Below are 22,164 nucleotides of genomic sequence, written 5' to 3'. Positions count from 1 at the left end.
GCGTTTATCGGGCAGCAGTAGTCCTTATCCAAATTCATTGATGCAATCGACGACTTTCCGACAGTCTTCATCGGTCATTGCAGGATTGCAGGGCAAGGACAATTCCTGCCTGTGCAGGGCTTCCGTGACCGGATAGTGCAGACCGTTCCATTCCTGATAGGCCTGTTGCCGGTGAGGGGGGATGGGATAATGAATCATCGTTCCGATGCCCTTGTCCTTCAAATACTGCTGTAATCTGTCGCGTGAAGGACAGAAAACCGGAAAGATATGATAGACGTTGTCCCTTTCACGGTCGTCCGTCAATCTCACTTGTGGATGCTTGATTGTCTCATGATAGACCGTAGCTATCGTCTTGCGGCGGCGGTTCTCCTCTTCCAGATAGTTCAGCTTCACATTCAGTACGGCAGCCTGAATCTCATCCATGCGGCTGTTGATCCCTTTGAACTGAAACTCATACTTACGTGCCGAACCATAGTTGGCAATGCTGCGGATGGTCTGCGCCAACTCTTCATCATCAGTCGTTACGGCTCCCGCATCGCCCAGTGCTCCGAGGTTCTTGCCCGGATAAAAGCTGTGGGCGGCAGCATTACCGAGACTTCCCGTGCGCCTCTCACCGAACCGACAGCCATGTGCCTGCGCATTGTCTTCAACAAGAAGCAGCTTATGACGCTGACAAAGGTCACCAATCAGCGGAGTGTAAGAACAGCGGCCATAAAGATGTACCAGCATGATGGCGCGTGTCCTCTCGGTGATGGTGGCTTCAACAAGTTCTTCGTCCAGTTCAAGGGTATTGATGTCCGGCTCCACCAACACCGGGGTCAGCCTGTTTTCAGTTATTGCAAGAATCGTTGCAATGTATGTATTGGCCGGAACAACAACCTCATCACCCGCTTTCAATTGTCCTAACTCCATATAGGCACGGAGGATGAGGCTGAGTGCGTCCAGCCCGTTGCCACAGGTCACACAGTGTTCGGTACCGATGAACCGGGCATAATTCTGCTCGAACAGGTTCGTTTCCTGTCCTTGCAGATACCATCCGGAACGCACGACACGTTCAACGGCATTGGCGATTTCATCGCCGTGGAGGTCTGTTATATCTTTGAGAGATAGGTAGTCGATCATTTTATTTACGTATTGTTGGAAGACAAGAAGAAGTGAGTAGATCTTCAGTTATCTCCCATTCATATTGGTCGTAACATACAGCCCGTCCTCCAAAGCCTTCCTTTTGCTGAATTAACCCTGCATTGAGAAAACATCCGGAGTCCTCATTTGAAGTGCCAAAGTCGAAGTAGTGTACATCTTTATAGTCTTCTTTGATAATCTGATAACAAATGGCATCAATGGCATGAAGTTCCTTCCCCTCCGAAGTAGCAGATATATACTGTGTATGAATGACGTTATGTGTGGTATAAAGAAGGATTCCTGCAAGATATTTCTCGTCTTGTCTGGCCATATACAAAGGAGTGTTGTCGGGAAACCGACGATGTAGCAAGGTCATTTCTTCAAGTGAATGGACAGGCTTCGCATGGTGTACTTCTCGTAAGTTTGCCGTAAGTATATTCCAAAACAGGCTTAACTTCTCACTATTTCGTTCGATTATCAGATTCTCTTTTAGGGAACTTTTAACACCATGACGTCTATCCCTTCTCCATTTTACAGGGTTTGTCTGATCAACAGCAGACGCTATATACCGATATTTAAGGTGCGCTCTACAGACGTGAAAGAGTGCGTATAAATCTTCTTCCGCTGGTATTTTATGGTAGATCCAAGGGATGCATTTATAAAGGACACGCCGTATTCCATGTGCATAGAGGAATCTGTTGATTTCAAGGAAAGCCTCACATACACCTACGGCAGTTGCATTTGCATTTGTAATAAGTCCTCCATAGGTCAGTCCCTGATGTGAGCAAATTGTTGCACCGACCCTATTGGCAGGTAAAAGGGCATAGAGCCGTCCTTCCCGATAGATCATCAACGAGCAATCAAGGAACCTGTCGGCATGATAATCCATGTAAGCACGATTGAAAAGGAATGTCCCCTGCTTCGATTCCTGCACGAAGTCATCCCATTCAGATTCCTGTTCTTTAGTGTATTGCCTTACTTCAAACATTCTATATCAAGATTAATACGTGGCTCAATAAAGGCCGGGGTCTGTCGAGCACGTAAAGACCAGTACTGTCAAGGCTGTTAATCCTATGCTGACCCTGGGATAAAAGCATTGCCTCATAACTACTTATGGCTTAAATAGTCGATAAAATCATCATAGTTGCGGATGTAGTCGGCCTCGTCAAAGGGATCTTCAGCCAATACAAGGCACACAGCACCCGACGAGAAGTCATCGAGTGTGCGCCATAGATCTGTGTTGACGAGCAATCCTTGGTAAGGATGATTCAGCAGGAAGGACTCTTTCCCATGGCCATCGTCCAGCGTAACAGTGAATGATCCGCTTACAGCAATAATGAATTCACGGCAATGCTTATGTGCATGCCCCCCTCTGGAAGTACCTGATGGGACATCATAGGTCCAATAAGCCCGGGCCATCTGAAAGGGTATGTCCTTCATTCCCTGGGCTACGGTCAGGTTGCCACGAGGGTCGACTACCTTCTGTAATGAGATGATCTTCCCTAATGAAGTCGGCTTGTCTTTCATCTCCTCAATTTCCTGTTCCCCAGACACTTCACTTCTTCATATACGGGTCAGTGCCTAATACGGTCTCTGCCACACGTCTCGCTTTCCTGCGAAGAGCATCCATATCGGTGCCGATATCACCATAGCAGAGTGCTACCCCCATGCGTCTCCCCACATGAGCAACCGGCTTGCCGAAGATGCGCAGACGTGTGCGGTCTTCCCCGCAGGCGTCTGTCAGGTGATACGACAATGGCTTTCCCGACTCAACCGGAGAGAGGATGACGGCCGAACAGCCTGCATGCTCCAGATGGACGGCCGGTATCGGCAGCCCCATCACAGCACGGAAATGTAATTCAAATTCATTGAAATTCGTTGTGTGTGCCAAAGTGACCATCCCAGTATCGTGCGGACGGGGAGACAGCTCGGAGAAGATGACCTCCCCTTGTTTTGTCAGGAAGAACTCGACACCCCATATACCATACCCTGTCAGAGCACGTGTCACTTCGCCGGCGATGTGTTCAGCCTGTCTCAGAGCTTCTTCCGGGAGGGCAAAGGGCTGCCAGCTCTCGCGATAGTCGCCGCCTTTCTGCACATGACCGATAGGGGGACAGAAGAGAGTCGGGCCGTTCTTCTGGGTAACGGTCAGCAAGGTGAACTCGCTTTCAAAGTCGATGAACTCTTCTATAATGACCTCTTTTACATCGCCGCGCGCCCCTTCCATGGCGTTCCTGTAAGCTTCTGCCAGTTCTTCGTCATTGTGGACGTAGCTCTGCCCATGTCCGCTGGAACTCATCAGAGGCTTTACCACACATGGGAAACCGATTACATCCGCAGCCGTCTTGAACTCATCATAAGACTTGGCATAGAAGTATTTTGCCGTTCTCAATCCCAGATCGAGTGCGGCAAGATCACGTATGGCACGCCGGTTCATCGTGAAATTAACGGCGCGTGCCGATGGAGCGACTTGTATTCCTCTCTGTTCGTAGTCGAGCAGCCGCTCCGTACGGATCGCCTCTATCTCGGGAACAATCAGGTCGGGGGCATGAAACTCGACCACAGCATCAAGAGCCGTACCGTCAAGCATGTCTATCACTTCCGACTCATCGGCCACCTGCATCGCCGGCGCATTGTCATAACTGTCACAGGCAATGACGTACTGGCCTGCGCGCTTTGCCGCAATGGCGAACTCCTTTCCCAGCTCGCCGGAACCTAATAACAAGATTTTCTTCATGTGAGGTGTTGTTTATATAAAGGTAAAAGGGTGTGATTCTCAAGATCCTTGCCTGTCGTCCCAGTTCCATCAGGGATGGACTGGCGAGATCCCTTGTAAATCCGGTCTGATATCATGCGGGTGTCTGGAATCAACTGCAGATGTGATGCTTATCTGTTATTTCCATATTGCAGTTTGCCGTGGACACCTTGCATTTTATCTTCCTTTCTTCGTGTACATCCTATCGTAGTATTTCTGGTAATCTCCCGAAGTGACCTCCCGGATCCAGTCTTGATGTTCCAGATTCCATCGGATCGTCTTCACGATGCCGTCAGCAAACATTGTCTCAGGATACCATCCCAGCTCATTCTTGATCTTTGTCGGGTCAATGGCGTAACGTGCATCATGTCCGAGACGGTCGGGGACATACGTGATCAGATGCTCATTGATCCAGCTGATGTCAATATCCCCATGACTGTCCTTTTCCTGTTTCTTGAGGATATTGCGCAGACTTTTGTCCGCCTCCATCATGTCATGGATGGTCCTGATGGTGAGTTTGACAATGTCGATGTTCTTCATCTCATTGTGGCCGCCTACATTATAGACTTCCCCCTCACGTCCTTCACGTACGACCATATCAATGGCTTTGCAATGGTCTTCCACGTAAAGCCAGTCGCGTACATTCAGTCCTTTTCCATAGACAGGGAGCTTCTTCCCTTCGAGAATGTTATTGATAATCAGCGGTATCAGCTTCTCCGGGAAATGATAAGGTCCATAGTTGTTGGAACAGCGCGTGATACTGACGGGCATGTGGTAGGTATCCCGATAAGCCATTACAAACAGGTCGGCACTGGTCTTGCTGGCTGAATAAGGGCTATGCGGACAAAGCGGTGTCTGTTCGGTGAAGTATCCTTCTGTCACCAGGGAGCCGTACACCTCGTCGGTAGACACCTGATGATAACGTTTCCCTGTCTTCCATACAGGATAACCCTGCTCGTCCTTGCCGGTCACCCATGCGCGGCGTGCAGCGTCCAAGAGATTCTGCGTACCGAGAATGTTGACGGAGAGAAAGAGCTGAGGGTCTTCTATCGAACGGTCTACATGGCTCTCTGCCGCAAAGTTGACAAGATAATCAATATCGTTCTCTGCAAACAGCCGGTCGACGAGTTCCCGGTCACGGATGTCACCTTTCACAAACACACAACGTTTACCGTCTATGTCCTCTTTGATGGTGCCAAGATTTCCGGCATATGTGAGCGCATCGAGAATGATTACCTTGATATCTTCGTTTGCATACTTTCTGTGAAGCAGGTACTTGATGTAGTTAGCGCCGATGAAGCCGGCAGCTCCGGTTACTAAATAGGTTTTCATATCTTCTGTTTATTTTATATTCTTTACTTTTACTGCATTCCCGGCGGATATGATGCACAATATCCTGACTGAGGCCGGAAAGCGGAGACGGCTCGCTCCCCCTCCCTGTACACAGCCGGGCAAAGCCTGAAGATCAAAGCGCCGCCAGCTTGTCTCCCAGTGTGATGACTTCACAGTCCGAGAATTTATTGCCCTCAATGTTCAGTCTGACCAAGGTGCGTTCCTTGTGCCATCCCCGCATACCTGCCGCACCAGGATTGATATGCAGCAGATTCAGTGTTTTGTCGAACTGTATCTTGAGGATGTGCGAATGTCCGTCGACGAAGAGGTCGGGCGGCGAAGCATAGAGCATACGCTGTACCGAACGGTCGTAGCGTCCGGGGTAGCCGCCGATATGTTTCAGCAGCACATCCACTTCCTCGCACCTGAAGCGCAGTATGTCACGGTAGCGTGCCCGCATGTCGTAGTCGTCGATGTTGCCGCAGACGGCACGGAAGACGGGTTTCATCGCCTCGAACCTGTCCGCCACCTCCATCGATCCGATGTCACCGGCATGCCATATCTCATCACATTCACCAAGATAATACTCGTACTTGTCATCCCAGTAGCCATGGGTGTCAGAGAGAATCCCGATCCGTTTCATCGCTGGAGTTTTCTTCTGATAAATTCGGCAATCAGTTCCTTCGTGCCTTCCGTCCCCAGAATACTGGCATCCACGCAGAGGTCATAGCTCTCCGCCGCTCCCCAGGTCTTGGCCGTGTAGTAGTTGTAATACTTGGCACGTTCGCTCTCTCCGTTCTCAATGATCTTCTGCGCCTCCTCTTCCGTACAGCCACGACGCTGACAGACGTTGGCGACACGGGTCGGCATCGAGGCCGTAATGAAGATGTTGACCGTATGGGGATTGTCGCGCAGCACATAGTCAGCGGTTCTTCCCACAAACACGCACCGTGGATTCTTACCGGCAACCTCACGGATGGCGTCGCTCTGGAACTGGTAAAGACTTTCCTGGGAAAAGTTGTTCTTGTAGAAATCATTATCTGCCAGAAGGGGGAGATGAATGTTGAAGTGGCTCTTCAGAAATCCTTTCTGCTCATCGTTCTGCTCGAAGAATTTTTCGGAGAAACCGCTCTCCTTGGCCGCAAGATTGAGAATCTCACGGTCGTAGAACTGGCAGTCGAACTCATCTGCCAGCAGCCTTGCGATGACCCGGCCACCGCTTCCGATCTGCCTTCCGATGTTTATGATCAGTTTCTTGTCCATCTTTTAGGTTTTGGTTTATGGTCAGCTTCTTGATTGTTCTTTGGGCTGATGTGTCAGCCGGCGCATATAGACGAACATGATGACCGCCGCCACAAGTGATGCCGTGAAGTCGCTGGCGGGAAGAGACGACCACACCCCGTCCAGACCGAAGAAGTGAGGCAGGACGGCAAGCAGAGGAATGAGGAACAGCAGCTGCCGTGACAGGGAAAGGAAAATACTGATCTTCACCTTGCCGATACACTGGAAGAAGTTGGTCACTACCATCTGGAAGCCGATGAACGGGAACATCATCATGTTTATCTTTATAGCCTTTATAGCCTGTCGGATCAGTTCTGTGTCTGTCGTAAACATACGGGCACAGTAATAAGGGGCGAGATGGGCTGCCAGCCAGCCTGTCACCATGATGCCTGTCGCAGCGAAGACCGCCAGCTTCACGACCCGCATCAGCCGGTCGGTCTGCTGGGAACCGTAGTTATAGCCTGCTATCGGCTGCATACCTTGATTCAGGCCGATCACGAACATCACGAAGATCATCGCAATGCTGTTCGCTATCCCATAAGCACCGACAGCCATGTCACCGCCATATCTTACCAGCTGGTTGTTGATGAAGATCACGACGACACACGCACAAACATTCATCAGGAAAGGGGAAATGCCGATGGCGATGATATTTTCTACCAGATGCCGCCGCAGCCTGTAGATTCCACGCTTCAGATGGAGCAGCTCCTTCTGATTGGCAAACTGCTCCATCTGCCAGCAGAGTGCCAGTGCCTGTGAGATAATCGTGGCGAAGGCCGCCCCCCGTATTCCCCAGTGCCACCACCAGATGAAAACGACATCCAGAAGAATGTTCATCACCACGGTGAAGAGGGTGGCCATCATCGCCTGCCGCGGTTTGGATGCCGCCCGCAGGACAGCGTTCATTCCGAAATACATGTGCGAGATGACATTGCCGGCCAGGATAATCTCCATGAAGCTCCTGGCGTATGGGATCGTGGCATCACTGGCACCGAAGAAACGCAGGATCGGATCAAGGAACAGAAGACAGATCACACTGAACGAGATTCCTATAAGAAGATTCAGCGTCACGGTATTGCCGAGGATGTTCTCGGCAGTGGCATAGTCACGCTGTCCTAACTTCACACTGATCGCCGTCGACGCTCCCACACCGACCGCCGCACCGAAAGCGCTGGCAAGGTTCATGAAAGGGAAGGTGATGGCAAGTCCGGAAATAGCCATCGGACCTACTACCTGACCGATAAAGACGCGGTCAATGATATTGTAGAGGGAGGCTGCCGTCATGGCAACGATCGCCGGCAGTGCATATTGCACCAGCAGTCTGCCTACGGGTTTCGTCCCCAGTTCCAGTGTCGCCTTCTTGTTATTCATCAAGATTCCATTCTCTGTTTACGAAGGAATGACATTCATTCCATACTATGTCTGCAAAAGTACGAAAAAAAGCTGAGAAACATCGGATTGTTCCCATAATTTCCGGTTCTTCCGTTCAATGCGTGGATGCTTTTCGTATTGCTTTAACGGAAGAACCGGAGTTGTTCATTAAACAAAAACATAGTCAAGACAGTCAACTGCCTGTTCAATGATCCTCCTCCGATACAAAAGCCTTCTCGTTTTAATACGTTGAAAATACAGACAGGATTTTGAAAAGCCATTACATAATTCCAAACAAATCATCTGCAAATAAAATGAACACGTGCAAAAAAGAAGGTTTGCAACCATCAGTCAATCAATTGGTTATTAAGTCGTTCGTAAAAGGTGCTTGATTGGACTTCAAAAGGGCGTTGGTAACACGCTAAAAGAGCACCGGTTGCAAGTCAATCAGGCATCTTTTAGAAGCTAAAAGAGCATGTGTCAACTTTGGTTGCATGAAAACAGTTTACAAACACCGATGATATGGGAATAAGTTGTTTGTAGATGACGGAAAGACCTGCTGATGGATGGCCATCGTATCTATTTCCTACGCCTGTCGTTTCTCAACCGCTTCCCGGGATCCGAAGAGCTGCTGACTGTTCCCGCTGCCGGTAACAGATCGCTAGAGTATGCGCCGTCAACACACTTAGTGTTCATCGTCAACACACTTAGTGTTCATCGTCAGCACGCTTGGCTTTCATCGACAGCATATCGGCAGATGACGGACAGGCTGATTCCTTCCCTGCACAATCAATAAGGGACTGACGACTGACGGCACGGAAAGTGTTTACCGGACCACAGCCTTTATTCCCTTTATTACGCAAGTTGTGAGGCCTCTTTTTTCGGTCGTTCCTCCTGCGGCATTGTCATTTAGGAAGGAAAGAATCCGGGCTTCTATGATGGCAAAAACGATCAAAGAACAATTTTTGGGATCTGCCGTCAACATGACTTTTCAGAACAAACCAAAAGATTATCTTCATCGAAAACCTTGATTATAAATTATAATTTGTATCTTTGTGCGATTATTGGAAGAAAACAGTTTGACTCAAAAGACATACAATGAAGAAAACAGCACTTATTACAGGCGTTACCGGACAGGACGGATCTTATCTGGCGGAATTGCTGCTCCAGAAAGGATATGACGTGCACGGTACCATTCGCCGTTCGTCCGTGGATTTCCGTGAGCGCATCGCTCATCTGGAGGGACTCCCCCATTTCCATCTGCACTATGCCGACCTTGGCGACTCGATGAGTATCCTGGGCGTAATCAGCAGAGTACGTCCGGATGAAATCTACAACCTTGCCGCACAGAGCCATGTGCAGGTAAGTTTCGACTCCCCGGAGTTCACCGCAGATGTAGATGCCGTGGGCGTACTGCGCATCCTGGAAGCTGTCCGCCAGCTGGGCATGACCGAAACCTGCCGCATCTACCAGGCATCGACATCCGAACTGTATGGGAAGGTAGAAGAAGTCCCGCAGAATGAGAACACCCCGTTCCATCCCTACAGCCCATACGCTGTCGCCAAACAGTATGGGTTCTGGATTGTGAGGGAATATCGAGAGGCGTACAACATGTATTGCTGCTCCGGCATTCTCTTCAATCATGAAAGCGAACGGCGGGGGGAGACTTTCGTTACCCGCAAGATCACGCTTGCCGCAGCACGCATCAAACAGGGCAAGCAGGAAAAGCTCTATCTGGGAAACCTCGGCTCTCTCCGCGACTGGGGATATGCCAAAGACTACGTGGAGTGCATGTGGCTGATCCTCCAGCAGGACAAACCGGAAGACTTCGTCATTGCGACAGGCGTACAGCACAGTGTGCGGGAGTTCTGCTACTACGCTTTCAAGCACATCGGTATCGAACTTGAATTCAAGGGAGAGGGAATGGAGGAAAAAGGTATCGACAAGGCAACCGGAAAGGTGCTCATCGAAGTAAGCCCTGATTTCTACCGTCCAACGGATGTAGTCAACCTATGGGGCGACCCGACGAAGGCGAAGGCTAAACTCGGATGGAATCCTAACAGTACCAGCTTTGAAGAGCTTGTCGACCTGATGGTGGACAGCGATATGGCCAAAGTGGCTTCTGAAGGGGCTGCGGAGAAGGTAAGGACAAATCTGGAGGAGTATCTGGAGAAAGGAATCGTGAAGTAGACGTCCGATCCGTCCTGTGGAGGCTGGAGTACCGTTCCGCTCCTCTCCCGGCAGAGAGAGGAGGGTTGCCGGACGGGAGGAGCTGCGTATTTCCCCCACGCAGGAAGTACATCCCGTGGAAACTGCCGGTGGACTTTGTAAGGATGAAAAAAAGTGTGAGAAAACGGAGAGTGTCTCTTCGCAAGCGGAAGAAGCACCCGTATTCTTGCGGAGCATGCAGTTGGGCACGACCCTTGGACGGCTCTTTTCCTTTCGGACAGGCAGATGCAGTCTTCTCCTGAAAAGCTGAAGTGCGGCTGTGCAGGAGGAAGGGGAGGCGAAAGGTGCCGTAGAAAGGCAAAGGCACAGAGGGGGCTGCTTCCGTTTCTTCGGACAACGTGAAGCCTTTGTGACCTGTCAAAGGCATAACCTCTTCTCAAGATGCCAATGGCCACGGGATTTCCGCCAGGTACTCTCTCCGCAGGGAGACGCTAAGAAGAACTTATGAATTATGGATAAGAACAGTAAAATATACATTGCAGGACACCACGGACTGGTGGGCTCTGCCATTTGGAACAATCTGCTTCAGCGAGGGTACACAAACCTCGTCGGACGAAGTCATAAGGAACTGGATCTGACGGACCAGCAGGCTGTAAAGAGATTCTTCGAAAAGGAGAAGCCTGACGCCGTTGTCCTTGCCGCCGCTTTTGTCGGAGGAATTATGGCCAATTCTCTGTACCGTGCCGATTTCATCATGCAGAACATGAAGATACAGTGCAATGTCATAGAGCAGAGTTATCTCCATGGAGTAAAGAAACTCCTTTTCCTCGGAAGTACCTGTATCTACCCGAAGAATGCGCCACAGCCCATGCGTGAGGATGCCCTTCTGACATCACCGTTGGAATATACCAACGAGGAATACGCCATTGCCAAGATTGCCGGACTGAAAATGTGCGAGAGCTATAACCTCCAGTATGGAACCGATTACATAGCCGTTATGCCGACCAACCTCTACGGTCCGAATGATAATTTCCATCTGGAGAACTCCCATGTAATGCCTGCCATGATGCGAAAGGTCTATCTTGCCAGACTCATCCATGAGGGGGACTGGGATGCCATCCGTAATGACATGGACAGACGGCCGATCAATCCGACAGACAAGCTCCGCAAGGAGATCGGGGAAGGAAATGTAGACGGCAGGAGCGACAAGGAACGCATCCTGCAGGCGCTTGCTTTCTACGGCATCGGAAACAACTGCGTGACATTGTGGGGAGACGGCAGTCCGCTGCGTGAGTTCCTGTGGAGTGAAGACATGGCGGATGCCAGTGTCCATATTCTGCTGAATGTAGACTTCAAAGACATCATCGGCATAGAGAAGTATTCCAGCGTCTTTTACGGATCCAGGATTGACGGGACGGTAGACCGCAACAACTCTGAGGGACGGGGCGGAGCGATCCCTTCATTAGGCGAGATACGCAACTGTCATATCAATGTCGGAACCGGCAAGGAACTGACCATAAAGGAACTTGCAGAGCTCGTCAGGAAGACGGTTCATTTCGGAGGAGACATTATCTGGGATGCGGAAAAGCCCAATGGTACTCCGCGCAAACTTATCAACGTAGACAAGCTGCACAGCCTCGGATGGACACACAAGGTGGAGATTGAGGAAGGTGTGGAAAAACTCTATGAATGGTATCAGAACAGCTTGAAATGAACGGATGCCAGACGACGGGGCGAATCGGACAGGTCGGCTCCGTTCGGTCTGGCAGATCCACGAACAAAACGAGTCCGGACAATTTATTCATTTTAACCTTTAAAAATATGAAGAAACAAGTATTACTAACCGCGGCAGTACTGTCCGCAACCAGCATGATGGCACAGAAACTGACGTACCCGCAGGCACCGAAGGACGGGACGGTAGACACTTACTTCGGTGTGCAGGTGGCCGATCCCTACCGTCCGTTAGAGAACGACAGCTCCAAGGCGACGGCTGAGTGGGTGGCTGCAGAAAACAAGGTGACACAGGAATATCTCTCCCGCATTCCGTTCCGGGGGAAACTCCTGAAGCGCATGAAGGAACTGGCTAACTACGAGAAGGTGTCTGCTCCTTCTTACATCAAGTCCATCGGCAAGTGGCTCTTCTATAAGAACGACGGTCTGCAGAACCAGAGTGTTCTCTATATGATGGACCGGCTCGGAGACGAGAAGAACGCCCGGGTTCTCCTCAACCCCAACCAGCTGTCAACCGACGGGACCGTGGCTCTGAAAGGCATTTATTTCTCTCACAACGGGAAATATGCCGCCTACTCCATTTCGCGCAGCGGGAGCGACTGGCAGGAGTTTTATGTGATGGATGCCAAGACCGGCAGACTGCTTGACGACCATCTTGTGTGGGCAAAGTTCTCGAGTGCGGCATGGAAAGGCGACGGCTTCTATTATAGTGCTTATGACGCACCGCAGAAAGGACATGAATTCAGCAATGTAAATTCGGTACAGAAGATTTACTACCACAAGGTCGGCACTCCGCAGTCTGAGGATATTCTCTTCTATCAGAATCCTGCCAATCCCATGCGTTTCTATTCCGTTTACGTGAATGAGGACGAGACGATGATGTTCCTCTATGAGAGCGGTGCAGGATCCGGAAACCGTGTTTATGTACGCGATCTGCGCCAGCCGGAAGGCCAGTTCATCCAGATGACATCCGACCTTGACCTGCAATACAGTCTGATAGAGACTGTCGGGGACAGAATGTATTTCCTCACGAATGACGGTGCCCCGAAGAACCGGCTGATGGTCACCGACCTCGGGCATCCTGGTTTCAACGAGTGGAAGACCCTCGTCCCGGAATCCAAGGATATGCTTGAAGCTGTTACCTTTGCTGACGGGAAGATGATCCTCAACTATATGAAGGATGCTTCCAATCATGCCTATGTCTATTCCATGGACGGGAAACAGCTGTCTGAGATCAAACTTCCTACGGTGGGCAGTGCTGCTTTCTACGGCGAAAAAGACCGGAAAGAAGTATTTTATTCATTCTCGTCTTTCACCGTTCCGACGAGCAATTACCAGTACGACCTCGCCACAGGTGCCAGCAAGGTTTACTCTGCACCAAAGGTGAAATTCAAGGAATCTGATTATGTAAGTGAACAGGTTTTCTATCCCAGCAAGGATGGAACAAGGATTCCTCTTTTCATCACTTATAAAAAGGGATTGAAGCGCAATGGCAGAAACCCGGTCTATCTCTATGCTTACGGAGGTTTCAATATTGCCATGCCTCCCTACTTCTCTTCCAACCGTATCCCATTCCTCGAGAACGGTGGAATCTACGCACAGGCCTGTCTGCGCGGTGGCAGTGAATACGGAGAAGAATGGCACATTGCCGGTACGAAAATGCAGAAGCAGAATGTTTTCGATGATTTCATCGCCGCTGGTGAATGGCTCATCAAGAATAAATACACAAGCAAAGACTACCTTGCCATTGTCGGCGGGTCAAACGGCGGACTGCTTATCGGTGCTTGCATGACACAACGCCCCGACCTTTTCAAGGTCTGTATTCCGGAAGTGGGAGTAATGGATATGCTGCGTTACCATAAGTTCACCATCGGATGGAACTGGGCACCGGATTATGGGACAAGTGCAGACTCAAAGGAAATGTTCGAGTACCTCCGTGCCTACTCTCCCCTCCACAACCTCCGGCCGGGCACACGTTATCCGGCTACAATGATTACTACTGCCGACCACGACGACCGTGTCGTACCGGCCCACTCGTTCAAGTTCGCAGCGACTCTGCAGGCTGACAATGCTGCCGATACACCGACGATCATCCGCATTGACACCAAGGCGGGACATGGAAGCGGAAAGCCCTTGTCGAAGCAGCTGGAAGAGCATGCGGATATTTATGGCTTCATCCTGTACAACATGGGGCTGAAGTATTAAGGGAGAATCGCCGTCTCTCTGAAGCCAATGGAGCCGTGCCGGCTGTCCCATCGCAGGAAGCCTGTTGTGAGGCAGAGGCTTCACTCCGTTGGCTTCTGTCTGCGAGAAACGGACGGCGGCTGCGTTAAACGAAAGGAACAAAGCGAAGCCTGCCCCCATGGAACGGGTGTCTGGCAATGCGGCTTCTTTAGAACATTAACCTTATATAAGTATGCAGATTCTGTTAGCGTCAGCAAAGACAATGAACCGTACCACCAAGGTTCTTACTCTACCTGTGCATCTGCCTCGTTTCCGAAAGGAAGCGGGGCAGATGGCGTTAGAGCTGGGCGATCTCTCTGTAGAGACACTTGCCAAAGAACTCCATTGTAGCCGGAAAATTGCAATGGAAAACAAACTGCGGTATCAGGATTTCTTCAATGAGGAAGGACTGCTGCCCGCATTGCTCGCTTATTATGGGCAGGCATACAAATGCCTGAAGGCACAGGAATATAGTCTGGAGGATATGTGCTTTGCCGACCGGCATCTTTGGATTACAAGTTTTCTTTATGGCTTGTTACGTCCTTTGGACCTCATCCATCCATACCGGCTGGAGGGGAAGACCCGGCTGTCTTCCACAGGTGCGAAGAACATGTTTGCTTATTGGAAACCCCGTCTCACCGATATGCTCATCAAGGCTGTGAAGAAAGACGACGGTATTCTTGTTCATCTGGCGACAGAAGAGTTCCAACATCTCTTCGACTGGAAACGGATGCAAAAAGAAATAAGCATTATCCAGCCGCTCTTCATGGTGGAACAGGAAGACCGCCTCAAAGCTGTCAGTGTCTATTCCAAAAGCTGCAGAGGGGCTATGACAAGCTATATCCTGCGCAAACGGCTTGACAGTCCGGCCGACCTTCTTGGCTTTGAGTATGAAGGATTCGTCTATCAGCCGGGTTATGGAGACGAGGCGCATCCGCATTTCATCTCACAAATGCCGGTACAATCCTCCTTTAAACCAGGGAAATACTGATGACATCTGATCGGAAGAGTCACATAAAAGATTTACAGACAATAGAAAACAAAATTTATCATGTCAATAGAAGAATATCGCCGGCAAATACTCACAGCCTTGCTCGCCAAGACCAATACCAAAGGTGAACCCTGTTTCGACGGGTCATCTGCCAGGGAACTCCTCGCACAGCTCTCGGATGAAGAACTCAAAGAGGGACTCCTGTTCAATACACCTGAAGACGTAGCAGATGTCTTGTCCGGTGTAGGGAAATTATAGACAGGCTAATACACTGCCTACGGAAAAAATATTTTTCCTCATGCGCACATTCAATTCGTAAGTGCGGAATCCCTCGATGAGTAATAGTTTGCAAAAACTATGAAGAACACCGGGGGACTGCGGCAAGGGAGCTGCGCCTCCTAAGAGCATATTCAAGTATCGAGATATAAAATAAATAATGGGCTGGCGAATAATGATATTTCTGAAATTGATTTTAAGAAGAATTCCGTTATTGTAACCACATACGATAATAGGGGAAAGGAAGAATTGATCCATCCTGGGAGACCAATCATTATATGAACATAACTTGTACTGGTGAGAGTGGCTTAATTAGATTTTAGTCATGGAATTATTCTTTCATCACAGAATGTCTGGAAATTAGCGGTATGAATGGAATGCACCAATTGTTTATTTTGCCACGATGAAGAAAATCATAGGAGTATTTTTGATTATAGGAGTGCTTTGTGCAATAGGAGATGTTTGTATAGACAGAGTACCTCATAATTATAAAATTATAAATGCGAATTTACAAAAAATAAAAATAAAAGGAAATACTTATGACAATTATTATTTGCTGACATTCGATGTAGTATATTGCAATTTTACTTATGAATTTTTTAAAGCGCCATTTCCTCCCGGGAGAAATGGAAGCATTGATAGCTTGTGTTCTATTAAAGTGTTGGATAAGAGAGGATATGACATGACTGACAGGTTCTCTCAGGACAGTATACAGCGCAATGAAGGAAGAAGTCTGTATGTTGTCTATCCTAAACGATCAGATAGTACAGTGATAGAAGCAGATGTGGAAAAGTCCGTTATGAACATTACCAATAAGATAAATTCCAACATTGATGAAAATAGAATGTTTAGAATTGAGACGGGGAGAATACTAAAGCTGAGACATACAAAGATGACTCCAGCATCGTTAAAAGTGGAATTCAAAGGGAGAGAGATTACAAGTAAAGTAGTTAGTAGGGGTTCTACCGTTTACTATGCTTTCGACTGACAATAAAGAACCTCACGTTGATTTTATCACCTGCGACAGCTGGAACCGTATGCGGACGATGACTTGTCCTGACGGCGAGGTCGTCACCTATCACTACAATGCGGCAGGACAAATAGATGGTCTTACGAGCAATAAACCGGGACGTCAGAGCGTTATTGTTGACAGGATAGGTTACGACAAAGTGGGCCATACGGTCTATGCGAAGCTCGGCAACAGCACGGAGACAACCTATACCTACGACAGGCAGTGTGAGCGTCTGCAGGCGATGCGCCTTGCAGCGGACGGTCAGACTGTCATGGAGAACAGGTATCGTTATGATGCTGTGGATAATATCCTCGGTATCACGAATGCCGCCGACCCAACGTCGCTGAAGAAACTCAACAAGGCGAAGCTGGGAGGAAGGAGTATGCATACATGTCAGTTGGAAAGAAAGTGCAATCACCTGAAGATTATGGTGGTCAATAAAAATGGAATGCAGACAAGTCCGTAGACCTCTTTTATTAATGATCTCAGGCTGTGCCGTATATTTATTCTACAGTATTATAGTTGTTTATTACGATACTCAAGCAATAGAATCTGGTTCAATTATATGGTTTTTCCGTTAAATGTATAGATTGGAAGAATAAAGGCTTATACACTTGCAGGGTATGACAGTCCAACATTAGACGGCCTTACAAAGGAGGATAAACTACAAGATAAAAGGTTCTTCCGTTAAATGTGTAGATGTTTTTCATATAACTTTAACGGAAGAACCGAAGTGATTGATGAAACAAAAACATGGCCAAGACCGTCAACTGTCTATCCTGTCATCAGCCTCCGAGTCAAAGACCTTTTCATTTTAATACGTTGAAAAGACAGATAAGATTTTGAAAAACCATTACATGATTTCAAACAAATCATTTGTAAATGTAAAGAACATGTGCAAAGAGCGGGTTTGTAACCAGCAGTCAATCAATCGGTTGTTAAGTCGTTTGTAAAAGGTGCCTGATTGGACTTCAAAAGGGCGTTGGTAACACGCTAAAGGAGCACCTGCTGCAGGTCAATCAGGCATCTTTCAGAAGCCAGAAGAGCGTGTGTCAGCTTTGAACTGCACAAAAATATTTACAAACACTGATGATCTGAGAATAAGTTGTTTGTAGAAGACGGAAAGACAGGCTGATGGACAGGCATCGTATCAATTTGTCTTTTCTGCCTTTTATCCTGTAGTTTGCCCTTCTTTGTAAGACCATCCGTTTTTGGAGAGTCATACTATGCAAGTACACAAGCCCTTTATTCTATTCCCATCTGTCCATTTAACGGAAGAGCCAAAAGATATCCTAGAGGCTTTCAATTCCATGGAACTAATATGTTGCCAAGAACTTATGGACTTGTATCTCTGGGAAACAGGATGCACCTAAGGTGTTTATCTTTGATTTGGGAGAAGATGAAAAAGGACGGAATCACTTTTCACTTTGCGCTTATAGTAATTATGCGTCTTGTGCGATTCCAGGGACATTATGCTTCAAAAATAAGAGTCACGATGCTGTCCATACAGAAGACCTCTATATACCGTATATTTGACTATCAACAAGTTACATTCCACGGGTTTCTCATGTAAGGGAGGGAAGAGGTCTCAATGCCAAAAAGAGATCGTATCCAGAAAAAACATTGTATTTTTTAACCATAAATAAGCAATGGATTTTACACTATTTGAAAATGCAACAAGCATATCTGCTATATACAAGAGCTCTCTGCCTACTTTTACGAAAATAGAAGTTGTCAAGATCACTATTATACCAGGAGAAGATACTGAACTGATTTTAACTTTAGATACAACAGAACTGCCTGAAGTTTTACCTTTAAAGTGGTCCCAAAAAAGAATAAATACTGTTCAGTTCGAAATTGACTTTATAGATGTTGATCTAAAAAAAATCTGTCTTACTAAAGGTATGGATTATAATTTTATAATGCAGAGAAAGGATGACAAAAATGTTGTTATATTAAAGAATCTTTTAGATAATAAGGAAATTACTTTTGATTCAAAGTGGGCTTATATTAGGAATATATCTGGATATGAAAGATAAGACCACCCTAATGCCGGTGGGACGGATATGGCCTGCTCTGGCGGCAGGCAACCTCCTGAAGAAACTCACGGCAGGGTTCAGAAAGTGGCACTCTATGGGAATCAGGATTTGAGCATGCTGTTCGTCCATCTCGGGAAGGTGGCGCTAAGAATATAGACAATAATGCCATAAAACATGGAGCTGGTCCTGGTCCTGCTCTTATTTTATTATACCAGCATCAGGATATGTTCTTTTACAAAATAAACTTATTATGGAATATTCATATTTTATAAAGAGAAATATCAACTTTTTTAAAAATAATGGATATACTCTATATCCGAATGGGAATCAAGTATATAGACGGATAGATGATTATGATGTGCTGATCACAGATTATACAGGGAAGAAACTATCATTAGATCTTTGGATTGTCTTTGAACTTTGGATAAAAAATAATATAACAGATGTCCTCATCTTTAGAAAGATGTATAAGAGAACATTTTTTTGTCCTAGAATGGAAAAGATTGATAAAGAAATAGCAAAGATAATAAAAGAATTTTAGTCTTCGAATCCCATGTATAGATGATAAATAGAATGGTACACTCTATACCTGGCAACTTCTTTTGGTACAGTCGGTTGTTACGGAAAATCTAAATGAATGGAAATTCTTTAATAAGTTGACTCCTAGTGGGAAACATAGGATGATTTTTAACATCAAAGGTAATCTAAATTATGTCGATGAATGTAAAGCTGGTTCTCGTCTTGTTCAATAGCTTATTTACCATACAAGCTTGTGTTGGACAAGAAAGAGTAGATGGGAAAATAGATGTTGCAGAACATGTTAAGAAGGAGGTTTCTGTGCCGTCAGACACATCTGTTAATGGCATAATATTAGACGATACCGTTTCTTTAAATAATATTTTCGAGAGTCTCATGTAATGGAGTTTTACAGAGGTTTCAGAATAGTAAATCAAAATCATTTGAGCATGTTTTTAAAGAATAAAAAAAGGATTATCAATTATTTCGTGTTGATTATAGGTTTTGGCGTGTGGGAATCATGTCATTCTAAAGTCCAACATGTCTTAGTCCCTGTAGATAATGTCAGATCTTATAAACTGAGCGAAAATCACGACACAACAACTATTATCGAAGAAAGAGATGACTACTCTCGAACCGTAATTAAATTTTATAAAGACAACAGTGAGGTTTTTACTTCCGACTACGGTGGACATAAAGAATTACTGATGTCCACAACAGAGATGTTGGATACCGTATATTCTGGAGACGCTAATTATAGGAATCACCGGATTCAGATAAAACAAGAAAACCCCAATCTGTTTTCTACATCTATATATCATATTGATGTAAAGCCTGTGTTGCTTTTAACAATCTATTATGACCATTCATATAGCATAAAAGCTATCCGTAATTGGTTAGTATATACGACTTACAAATCGAAACATGACGAATGAGAGTTCTTTCAACAATATGAGATGCAAAGGAAAGGGAGGACGTACTGGTCTTGATTTAATTAGGGATATTCAGAAAATATACAACTAACTGTTTTCCAGTGTGATATATTATTTGTACCTTTACGCAAAATCCCCCGAACGACCCATCACGGGCAGAATCGGGGGAAAAACTTAAAAAAAATCGTCGTGAAGATACAAAAAATTTCTGATATAACACCAACTTTGCCCTTTACAGAGTTCGATTTCTTACAGAGTTATCGTGAAAGCTTTGAAAGAAGCGAACTTGGACGCATCCAGTCCCAGCTCCCACTTAAGGAGTTGGCTGCAGAGTACACGAATCGTAGCCATAAGAGCAAGCGGGGCAACAAGCCTCTTTTCTCGGGCGAAGGAGAAATTGCTTTAATGTTCCTCAAGCCGTACACAGGTCTGTCTGACGACGGCCTGATAGAGTTGCTTAACGGAAGCATCCACATGCAGATGTTCTGTGGCGTTCTGATAGATCCTTCCTGTCCCATCAAGGACGGGAAGATCGTAAGTGCCATACGCAACCGTCTTGCCCGTATTCTTGACATAGACAGTCTCCAGAGCATACTGTACGCCAAATGGAAAGACAGTCTCAAAGACAAAGACCTGTGCCTGACGGATGCGACCTGTTACGAGAGCTACCTGCGTTTTCCTACGGACATCAAGCTGCTCTGGGAGTGTTGCCATTGGCTTCACAGTCTGCTCGTCTCCGAGTGTAAACACCTGTCAGAGCGTGTCCCGAGAAGCAAGTATGATAATGTTGACAAGGCCAGGCTTGCATACGCCAGGCAGCGCAGGCACACAGCCTCGTCCATGCGCAAGCTCAGGAGAAGACTCCTGAGGCTCCTCTCCAAGCTCCTGTCCCAATGGAACCGTCTGCGTAAACAGTACAGTCCCTGCATCTGTCTGTCGGCAGAACAAGAAAAGCGGCTGTCCGCTGTGCGTGAGGTATGTCTCCAACAGTCAGAGCTGTTCTCCGGCAAGGAAGTCAAACACCGTATCGTCAGCATCGACCGCCCCTACCTCCGTCCTATTGTCAGAGGCAAAGAAAACAAGCGTGTAGAGTTCGGGGCAAAGGTCAACAACATACAGATAGACGGCATATCATTCATAGAGCACCACAGCTTTGAGGCATTCAACGAGGGCGTCCGTCTTAAGCAATGCATTGAATATCAGGAATCTCTGACGGGAATCAAAGTCAGGCGTGTCGGTGCCGATTCCATATACGCCAACAATGCCAACCGCACTATGTGTACAGAGAAAGGCATAACGACCTGTTTCACCAGAAAAGGCCCAGGGCCCAAAGAAGAAGCTGAGTGTCTCAGGACGGCGAGAAAGATCATCGGAAACCTCAGAGCCACGGTAATGGAGGGTAGCTTTGGAAACCAGAAGCAACACTATAGCGTCGGACGCATCAAGGCACGCAATATGTTCAGCGAGAGGCTGCTGCTCTTCTTCGGAATCCATACGGCAAATGCTGCCATTCTTGCCGCAAGGGAGATGGCTAGGAGTATGAAGAAAGCAGTCTGATAAAAATCGAAGGTGTTCCCACAGGTCCATAGGCAGTATGGAAGGGACAGGTGTGCCCATACAACTCATTATTTGAGGTTTTCGAGCAAAAAACACAGCATATTCTTTTTCTGGGAACTTTTCCAAGGAAAAGAATGCAGTATTTGGCTGCCCTTGGGGAATTCCAAGAGGGAATTAACTGAAATTCCCTATTTAGTTATGCTGAGGAGATGCAGAATCAGTCAGCCAAGATTCTTTAAATGACAATCCGTAGATATGCATAGTTGCGTATTCCTACGGATTGTTTCAGTTTTAAAGTGAAAAGACAGATGGATAGCGTGCTGTTCTTTCTTTTTCCTATTGAATATGAATGAGTCTTTTTTTTGTTTGAAATCCGAAGTATCCTTACAAAAAAAATCGTTGGTTTGGTGTAAAGTGCCAAGACGGATAATATTGGATGCTTATAAAATAATGGGATTATCTTTGTAGTGGCATACATGCATTGGATACTTATACTTCGAGGTGTATAGATTAGAACAACTCTAATTGCTGTCCAGGTGCATTGGGAGCTTGGGATTTTTCACCATAAAACAGTTGAATATTGGCAAATTGTTTATCCGTTATACAGAGTATTCCTACTTTCCCTGACTTTGGCAGTAATGCTCGAATTCGTTTCATGTGTACCTCGGCATTCTCCATACTTGCACAATGACGTACATAGATGGAAAACTGAAACATAGTGAATCCATCCTTTATAAGAGATTTGCGGAAGTCAATATAGGCTTTCTTCTCTTTCTTGGTTTCTGTTGGTAAATCAAAGAATACAAGAATCCACATAATTCGGTATTCACTGAAACGGTCAAAGCCTGTCATACTAC

General features: G+C 47.0%; 18 protein-coding genes and 1 pseudogene. 10 read left to right on the top strand and 9 right to left on the bottom strand.

All coding sequences use genetic code 11. The features are described 5' to 3' along the window. Positions 1–24 precede the first annotated feature (24 nt). From J4864_RS07435 to J4864_RS07400, 8 genes are all read right to left on the bottom strand, one after another. Positions 25–1,122, bottom strand: coding sequence for a DegT/DnrJ/EryC1/StrS family aminotransferase (locus tag J4864_RS07435; protein WP_211815158.1), 1,098 nt, complete (start codon positions 1,120–1,122; stop codon positions 25–27). Position 1,123: 1 nt separating this feature from the next. Then, on the bottom strand, positions 1,124–2,110 hold the full coding sequence (locus J4864_RS07430; protein ID WP_211815157.1) for a GNAT family N-acetyltransferase: 987 nt from the start codon (positions 2,108–2,110) through the stop codon (positions 1,124–1,126). Positions 2,111–2,229: 119 nt separating this feature from the next. Further along, complete coding sequence (locus tag J4864_RS07425) at positions 2,230–2,649, bottom strand: sugar 3,4-ketoisomerase (RefSeq protein WP_040554311.1); 420 nt, start codon at positions 2,647–2,649, stop codon at positions 2,230–2,232. 28 nt (positions 2,650–2,677) lie between these two features. Then, positions 2,678–3,859 carry a formate-dependent phosphoribosylglycinamide formyltransferase gene (gene purT / locus J4864_RS07420; protein WP_211815156.1) on the bottom strand — a complete coding sequence of 394 codons (1,182 nt, stop codon included), beginning with the start codon at positions 3,857–3,859 and terminating at the stop codon, positions 2,678–2,680. Positions 3,860–4,054: 195 nt separating this feature from the next. Continuing rightward, entirely contained in the window at positions 4,055–5,209 is a 1,155-nt protein-coding gene (gene rfbB / locus J4864_RS07415) for a dTDP-glucose 4,6-dehydratase (protein WP_211815155.1), read from the bottom strand. A 133-nt stretch (positions 5,210–5,342) separates the two neighbouring features. Then, complete coding sequence (locus tag J4864_RS07410) at positions 5,343–5,852, bottom strand: metallophosphoesterase family protein (protein WP_211815154.1); 510 nt, start codon at positions 5,850–5,852, stop codon at positions 5,343–5,345. Continuing rightward, complete coding sequence (locus J4864_RS07405) at positions 5,849–6,472, bottom strand: cytidylate kinase-like family protein (RefSeq protein ID WP_211815153.1); 624 nt, start codon at positions 6,470–6,472, stop codon at positions 5,849–5,851. The genes J4864_RS07410 and J4864_RS07405 overlap by 4 nt, the downstream gene beginning before the upstream one ends. A gap of 21 nt (positions 6,473–6,493) precedes the next feature. Next, positions 6,494–7,861 (bottom strand): MATE family efflux transporter, encoded by a 1,368-nt coding sequence (locus J4864_RS07400; RefSeq protein WP_211815386.1) that lies wholly within the window; start codon positions 7,859–7,861, stop codon positions 6,494–6,496. A 1,098-nt stretch (positions 7,862–8,959) separates the two neighbouring features. Here J4864_RS07400 and gmd point away from each other — a divergent pair. From gmd to J4864_RS07350, 10 genes and pseudogenes are all read left to right on the top strand, one after another. Then, on the top strand, positions 8,960–10,051 hold the full coding sequence (gene gmd, locus J4864_RS07395) for a GDP-mannose 4,6-dehydratase (RefSeq protein ID WP_007366347.1): 1,092 nt from the start codon (positions 8,960–8,962) through the stop codon (positions 10,049–10,051). Between the two features lie 490 nt (positions 10,052–10,541). Then, positions 10,542–11,744 (top strand): GDP-L-fucose synthase family protein, encoded by a 1,203-nt coding sequence (locus J4864_RS07390; RefSeq protein ID WP_211815152.1) that lies wholly within the window; start codon positions 10,542–10,544, stop codon positions 11,742–11,744. A 107-nt stretch (positions 11,745–11,851) separates the two neighbouring features. Next, entirely contained in the window at positions 11,852–13,966 is a 2,115-nt protein-coding gene (locus tag J4864_RS07385; protein ID WP_040554102.1) for a prolyl oligopeptidase family serine peptidase, read from the top strand. Between the two features lie 211 nt (positions 13,967–14,177). After that, the gene (locus tag J4864_RS07380; RefSeq protein ID WP_211815151.1) at positions 14,178–14,975 is read left to right on the top strand and encodes a YaaA family protein; all 798 of its coding nucleotides are present in this window, start codon (positions 14,178–14,180) and stop codon (positions 14,973–14,975) included. Between the two features lie 60 nt (positions 14,976–15,035). Continuing rightward, positions 15,036–15,233 carry a hypothetical protein gene (locus J4864_RS07375; RefSeq protein ID WP_211815150.1) on the top strand — a complete coding sequence of 66 codons (198 nt, stop codon included), beginning with the start codon at positions 15,036–15,038 and terminating at the stop codon, positions 15,231–15,233. Positions 15,234–15,654: 421 nt separating this feature from the next. Next, a complete protein-coding gene (locus J4864_RS07370; RefSeq protein WP_007366354.1) occupies positions 15,655–16,239 on the top strand; it encodes a hypothetical protein in 585 nt (194 codons plus the stop codon). Between the two features lie 25 nt (positions 16,240–16,264). Further along, positions 16,265–16,666, top strand: a pseudogene (locus tag J4864_RS07365) (hypothetical protein); the annotation flags it as partial. Between the two features lie 1,246 nt (positions 16,667–17,912). Further along, positions 17,913–18,302: an Imm50 family immunity protein gene (locus J4864_RS07360; protein ID WP_211815149.1), complete on the top strand. Its 390-nt coding sequence runs from the start codon at positions 17,913–17,915 to the stop codon at positions 18,300–18,302. A 250-nt stretch (positions 18,303–18,552) separates the two neighbouring features. Continuing rightward, the gene (locus J4864_RS07355) at positions 18,553–18,843 is read left to right on the top strand and encodes a hypothetical protein (RefSeq protein WP_211815148.1); all 291 of its coding nucleotides are present in this window, start codon (positions 18,553–18,555) and stop codon (positions 18,841–18,843) included. A 1,096-nt stretch (positions 18,844–19,939) separates the two neighbouring features. Beyond that, entirely contained in the window at positions 19,940–21,307 is a 1,368-nt protein-coding gene (locus tag J4864_RS07350) for a DDE transposase (protein ID WP_211815147.1), read from the top strand. Positions 21,308–21,817: 510 nt separating this feature from the next. Here the strand turns inward: J4864_RS07350 and cas2 are convergent. Beyond that, a complete protein-coding gene (cas2, locus tag J4864_RS07345; protein ID WP_025079161.1) occupies positions 21,818–22,159 on the bottom strand; it encodes a CRISPR-associated endonuclease Cas2 in 342 nt (113 codons plus the stop codon). Positions 22,160–22,164: the final 5 nt, after the last annotated feature.

Origin of the sequence: Prevotella multiformis, assembly GCF_018127985.1 — a bacterium.
Classification (GTDB): Bacteria; Bacteroidota; Bacteroidia; order Bacteroidales; family Bacteroidaceae; genus Prevotella; species Prevotella multiformis.
Note: the sequence above shows the minus strand (reverse complement) of the source record. Positions and strands in the feature narration are given on the sequence as shown.

Excerpts from the sequence above, each read along its gene's own strand:
- J4864_RS07435 (WP_211815158.1), bottom strand. The coding sequence starts at position 1,122 with ATGATCGACTACCTATCTCTCAAAGATATAACAGACCTCCACGGCGAT.
- J4864_RS07430 (WP_211815157.1), bottom strand. The coding sequence starts at position 2,110 with ATGTTTGAAGTAAGGCAATACACTAAAGAACAGGAATCTGAATGGGAT.
- J4864_RS07425 (WP_040554311.1), bottom strand. The coding sequence starts at position 2,649 with ATGAAAGACAAGCCGACTTCATTAGGGAAGATCATCTCATTACAGAAG.
- purT (WP_211815156.1), bottom strand. The coding sequence starts at position 3,859 with ATGAAGAAAATCTTGTTATTAGGTTCCGGCGAGCTGGGAAAGGAGTTC.
- rfbB (WP_211815155.1), bottom strand. The coding sequence starts at position 5,209 with ATGAAAACCTATTTAGTAACCGGAGCTGCCGGCTTCATCGGCGCTAAC.
- J4864_RS07410 (WP_211815154.1), bottom strand. The coding sequence starts at position 5,852 with ATGAAACGGATCGGGATTCTCTCTGACACCCATGGCTACTGGGATGAC.
- J4864_RS07405 (WP_211815153.1), bottom strand. The coding sequence starts at position 6,472 with ATGGACAAGAAACTGATCATAAACATCGGAAGGCAGATCGGAAGCGGT.
- J4864_RS07400 (WP_211815386.1), bottom strand. The coding sequence starts at position 7,861 with ATGAATAACAAGAAGGCGACACTGGAACTGGGGACGAAACCCGTAGGC.
- gmd (WP_007366347.1), top strand. The coding sequence starts at position 8,960 with ATGAAGAAAACAGCACTTATTACAGGCGTTACCGGACAGGACGGATCT.
- J4864_RS07390 (WP_211815152.1), top strand. The coding sequence starts at position 10,542 with ATGGATAAGAACAGTAAAATATACATTGCAGGACACCACGGACTGGTG.
- J4864_RS07385 (WP_040554102.1), top strand. The coding sequence starts at position 11,852 with ATGAAGAAACAAGTATTACTAACCGCGGCAGTACTGTCCGCAACCAGC.
- J4864_RS07380 (WP_211815151.1), top strand. The coding sequence starts at position 14,178 with ATGCAGATTCTGTTAGCGTCAGCAAAGACAATGAACCGTACCACCAAG.
- J4864_RS07375 (WP_211815150.1), top strand. The coding sequence starts at position 15,036 with ATGTCAATAGAAGAATATCGCCGGCAAATACTCACAGCCTTGCTCGCC.
- J4864_RS07370 (WP_007366354.1), top strand. The coding sequence starts at position 15,655 with ATGAAGAAAATCATAGGAGTATTTTTGATTATAGGAGTGCTTTGTGCA.
- J4864_RS07360 (WP_211815149.1), top strand. The coding sequence starts at position 17,913 with ATGGATTTTACACTATTTGAAAATGCAACAAGCATATCTGCTATATAC.
- J4864_RS07355 (WP_211815148.1), top strand. The coding sequence starts at position 18,553 with ATGGAATATTCATATTTTATAAAGAGAAATATCAACTTTTTTAAAAAT.
- cas2 (WP_025079161.1), bottom strand. The coding sequence starts at position 22,159 with ATGACAGGCTTTGACCGTTTCAGTGAATACCGAATTATGTGGATTCTT.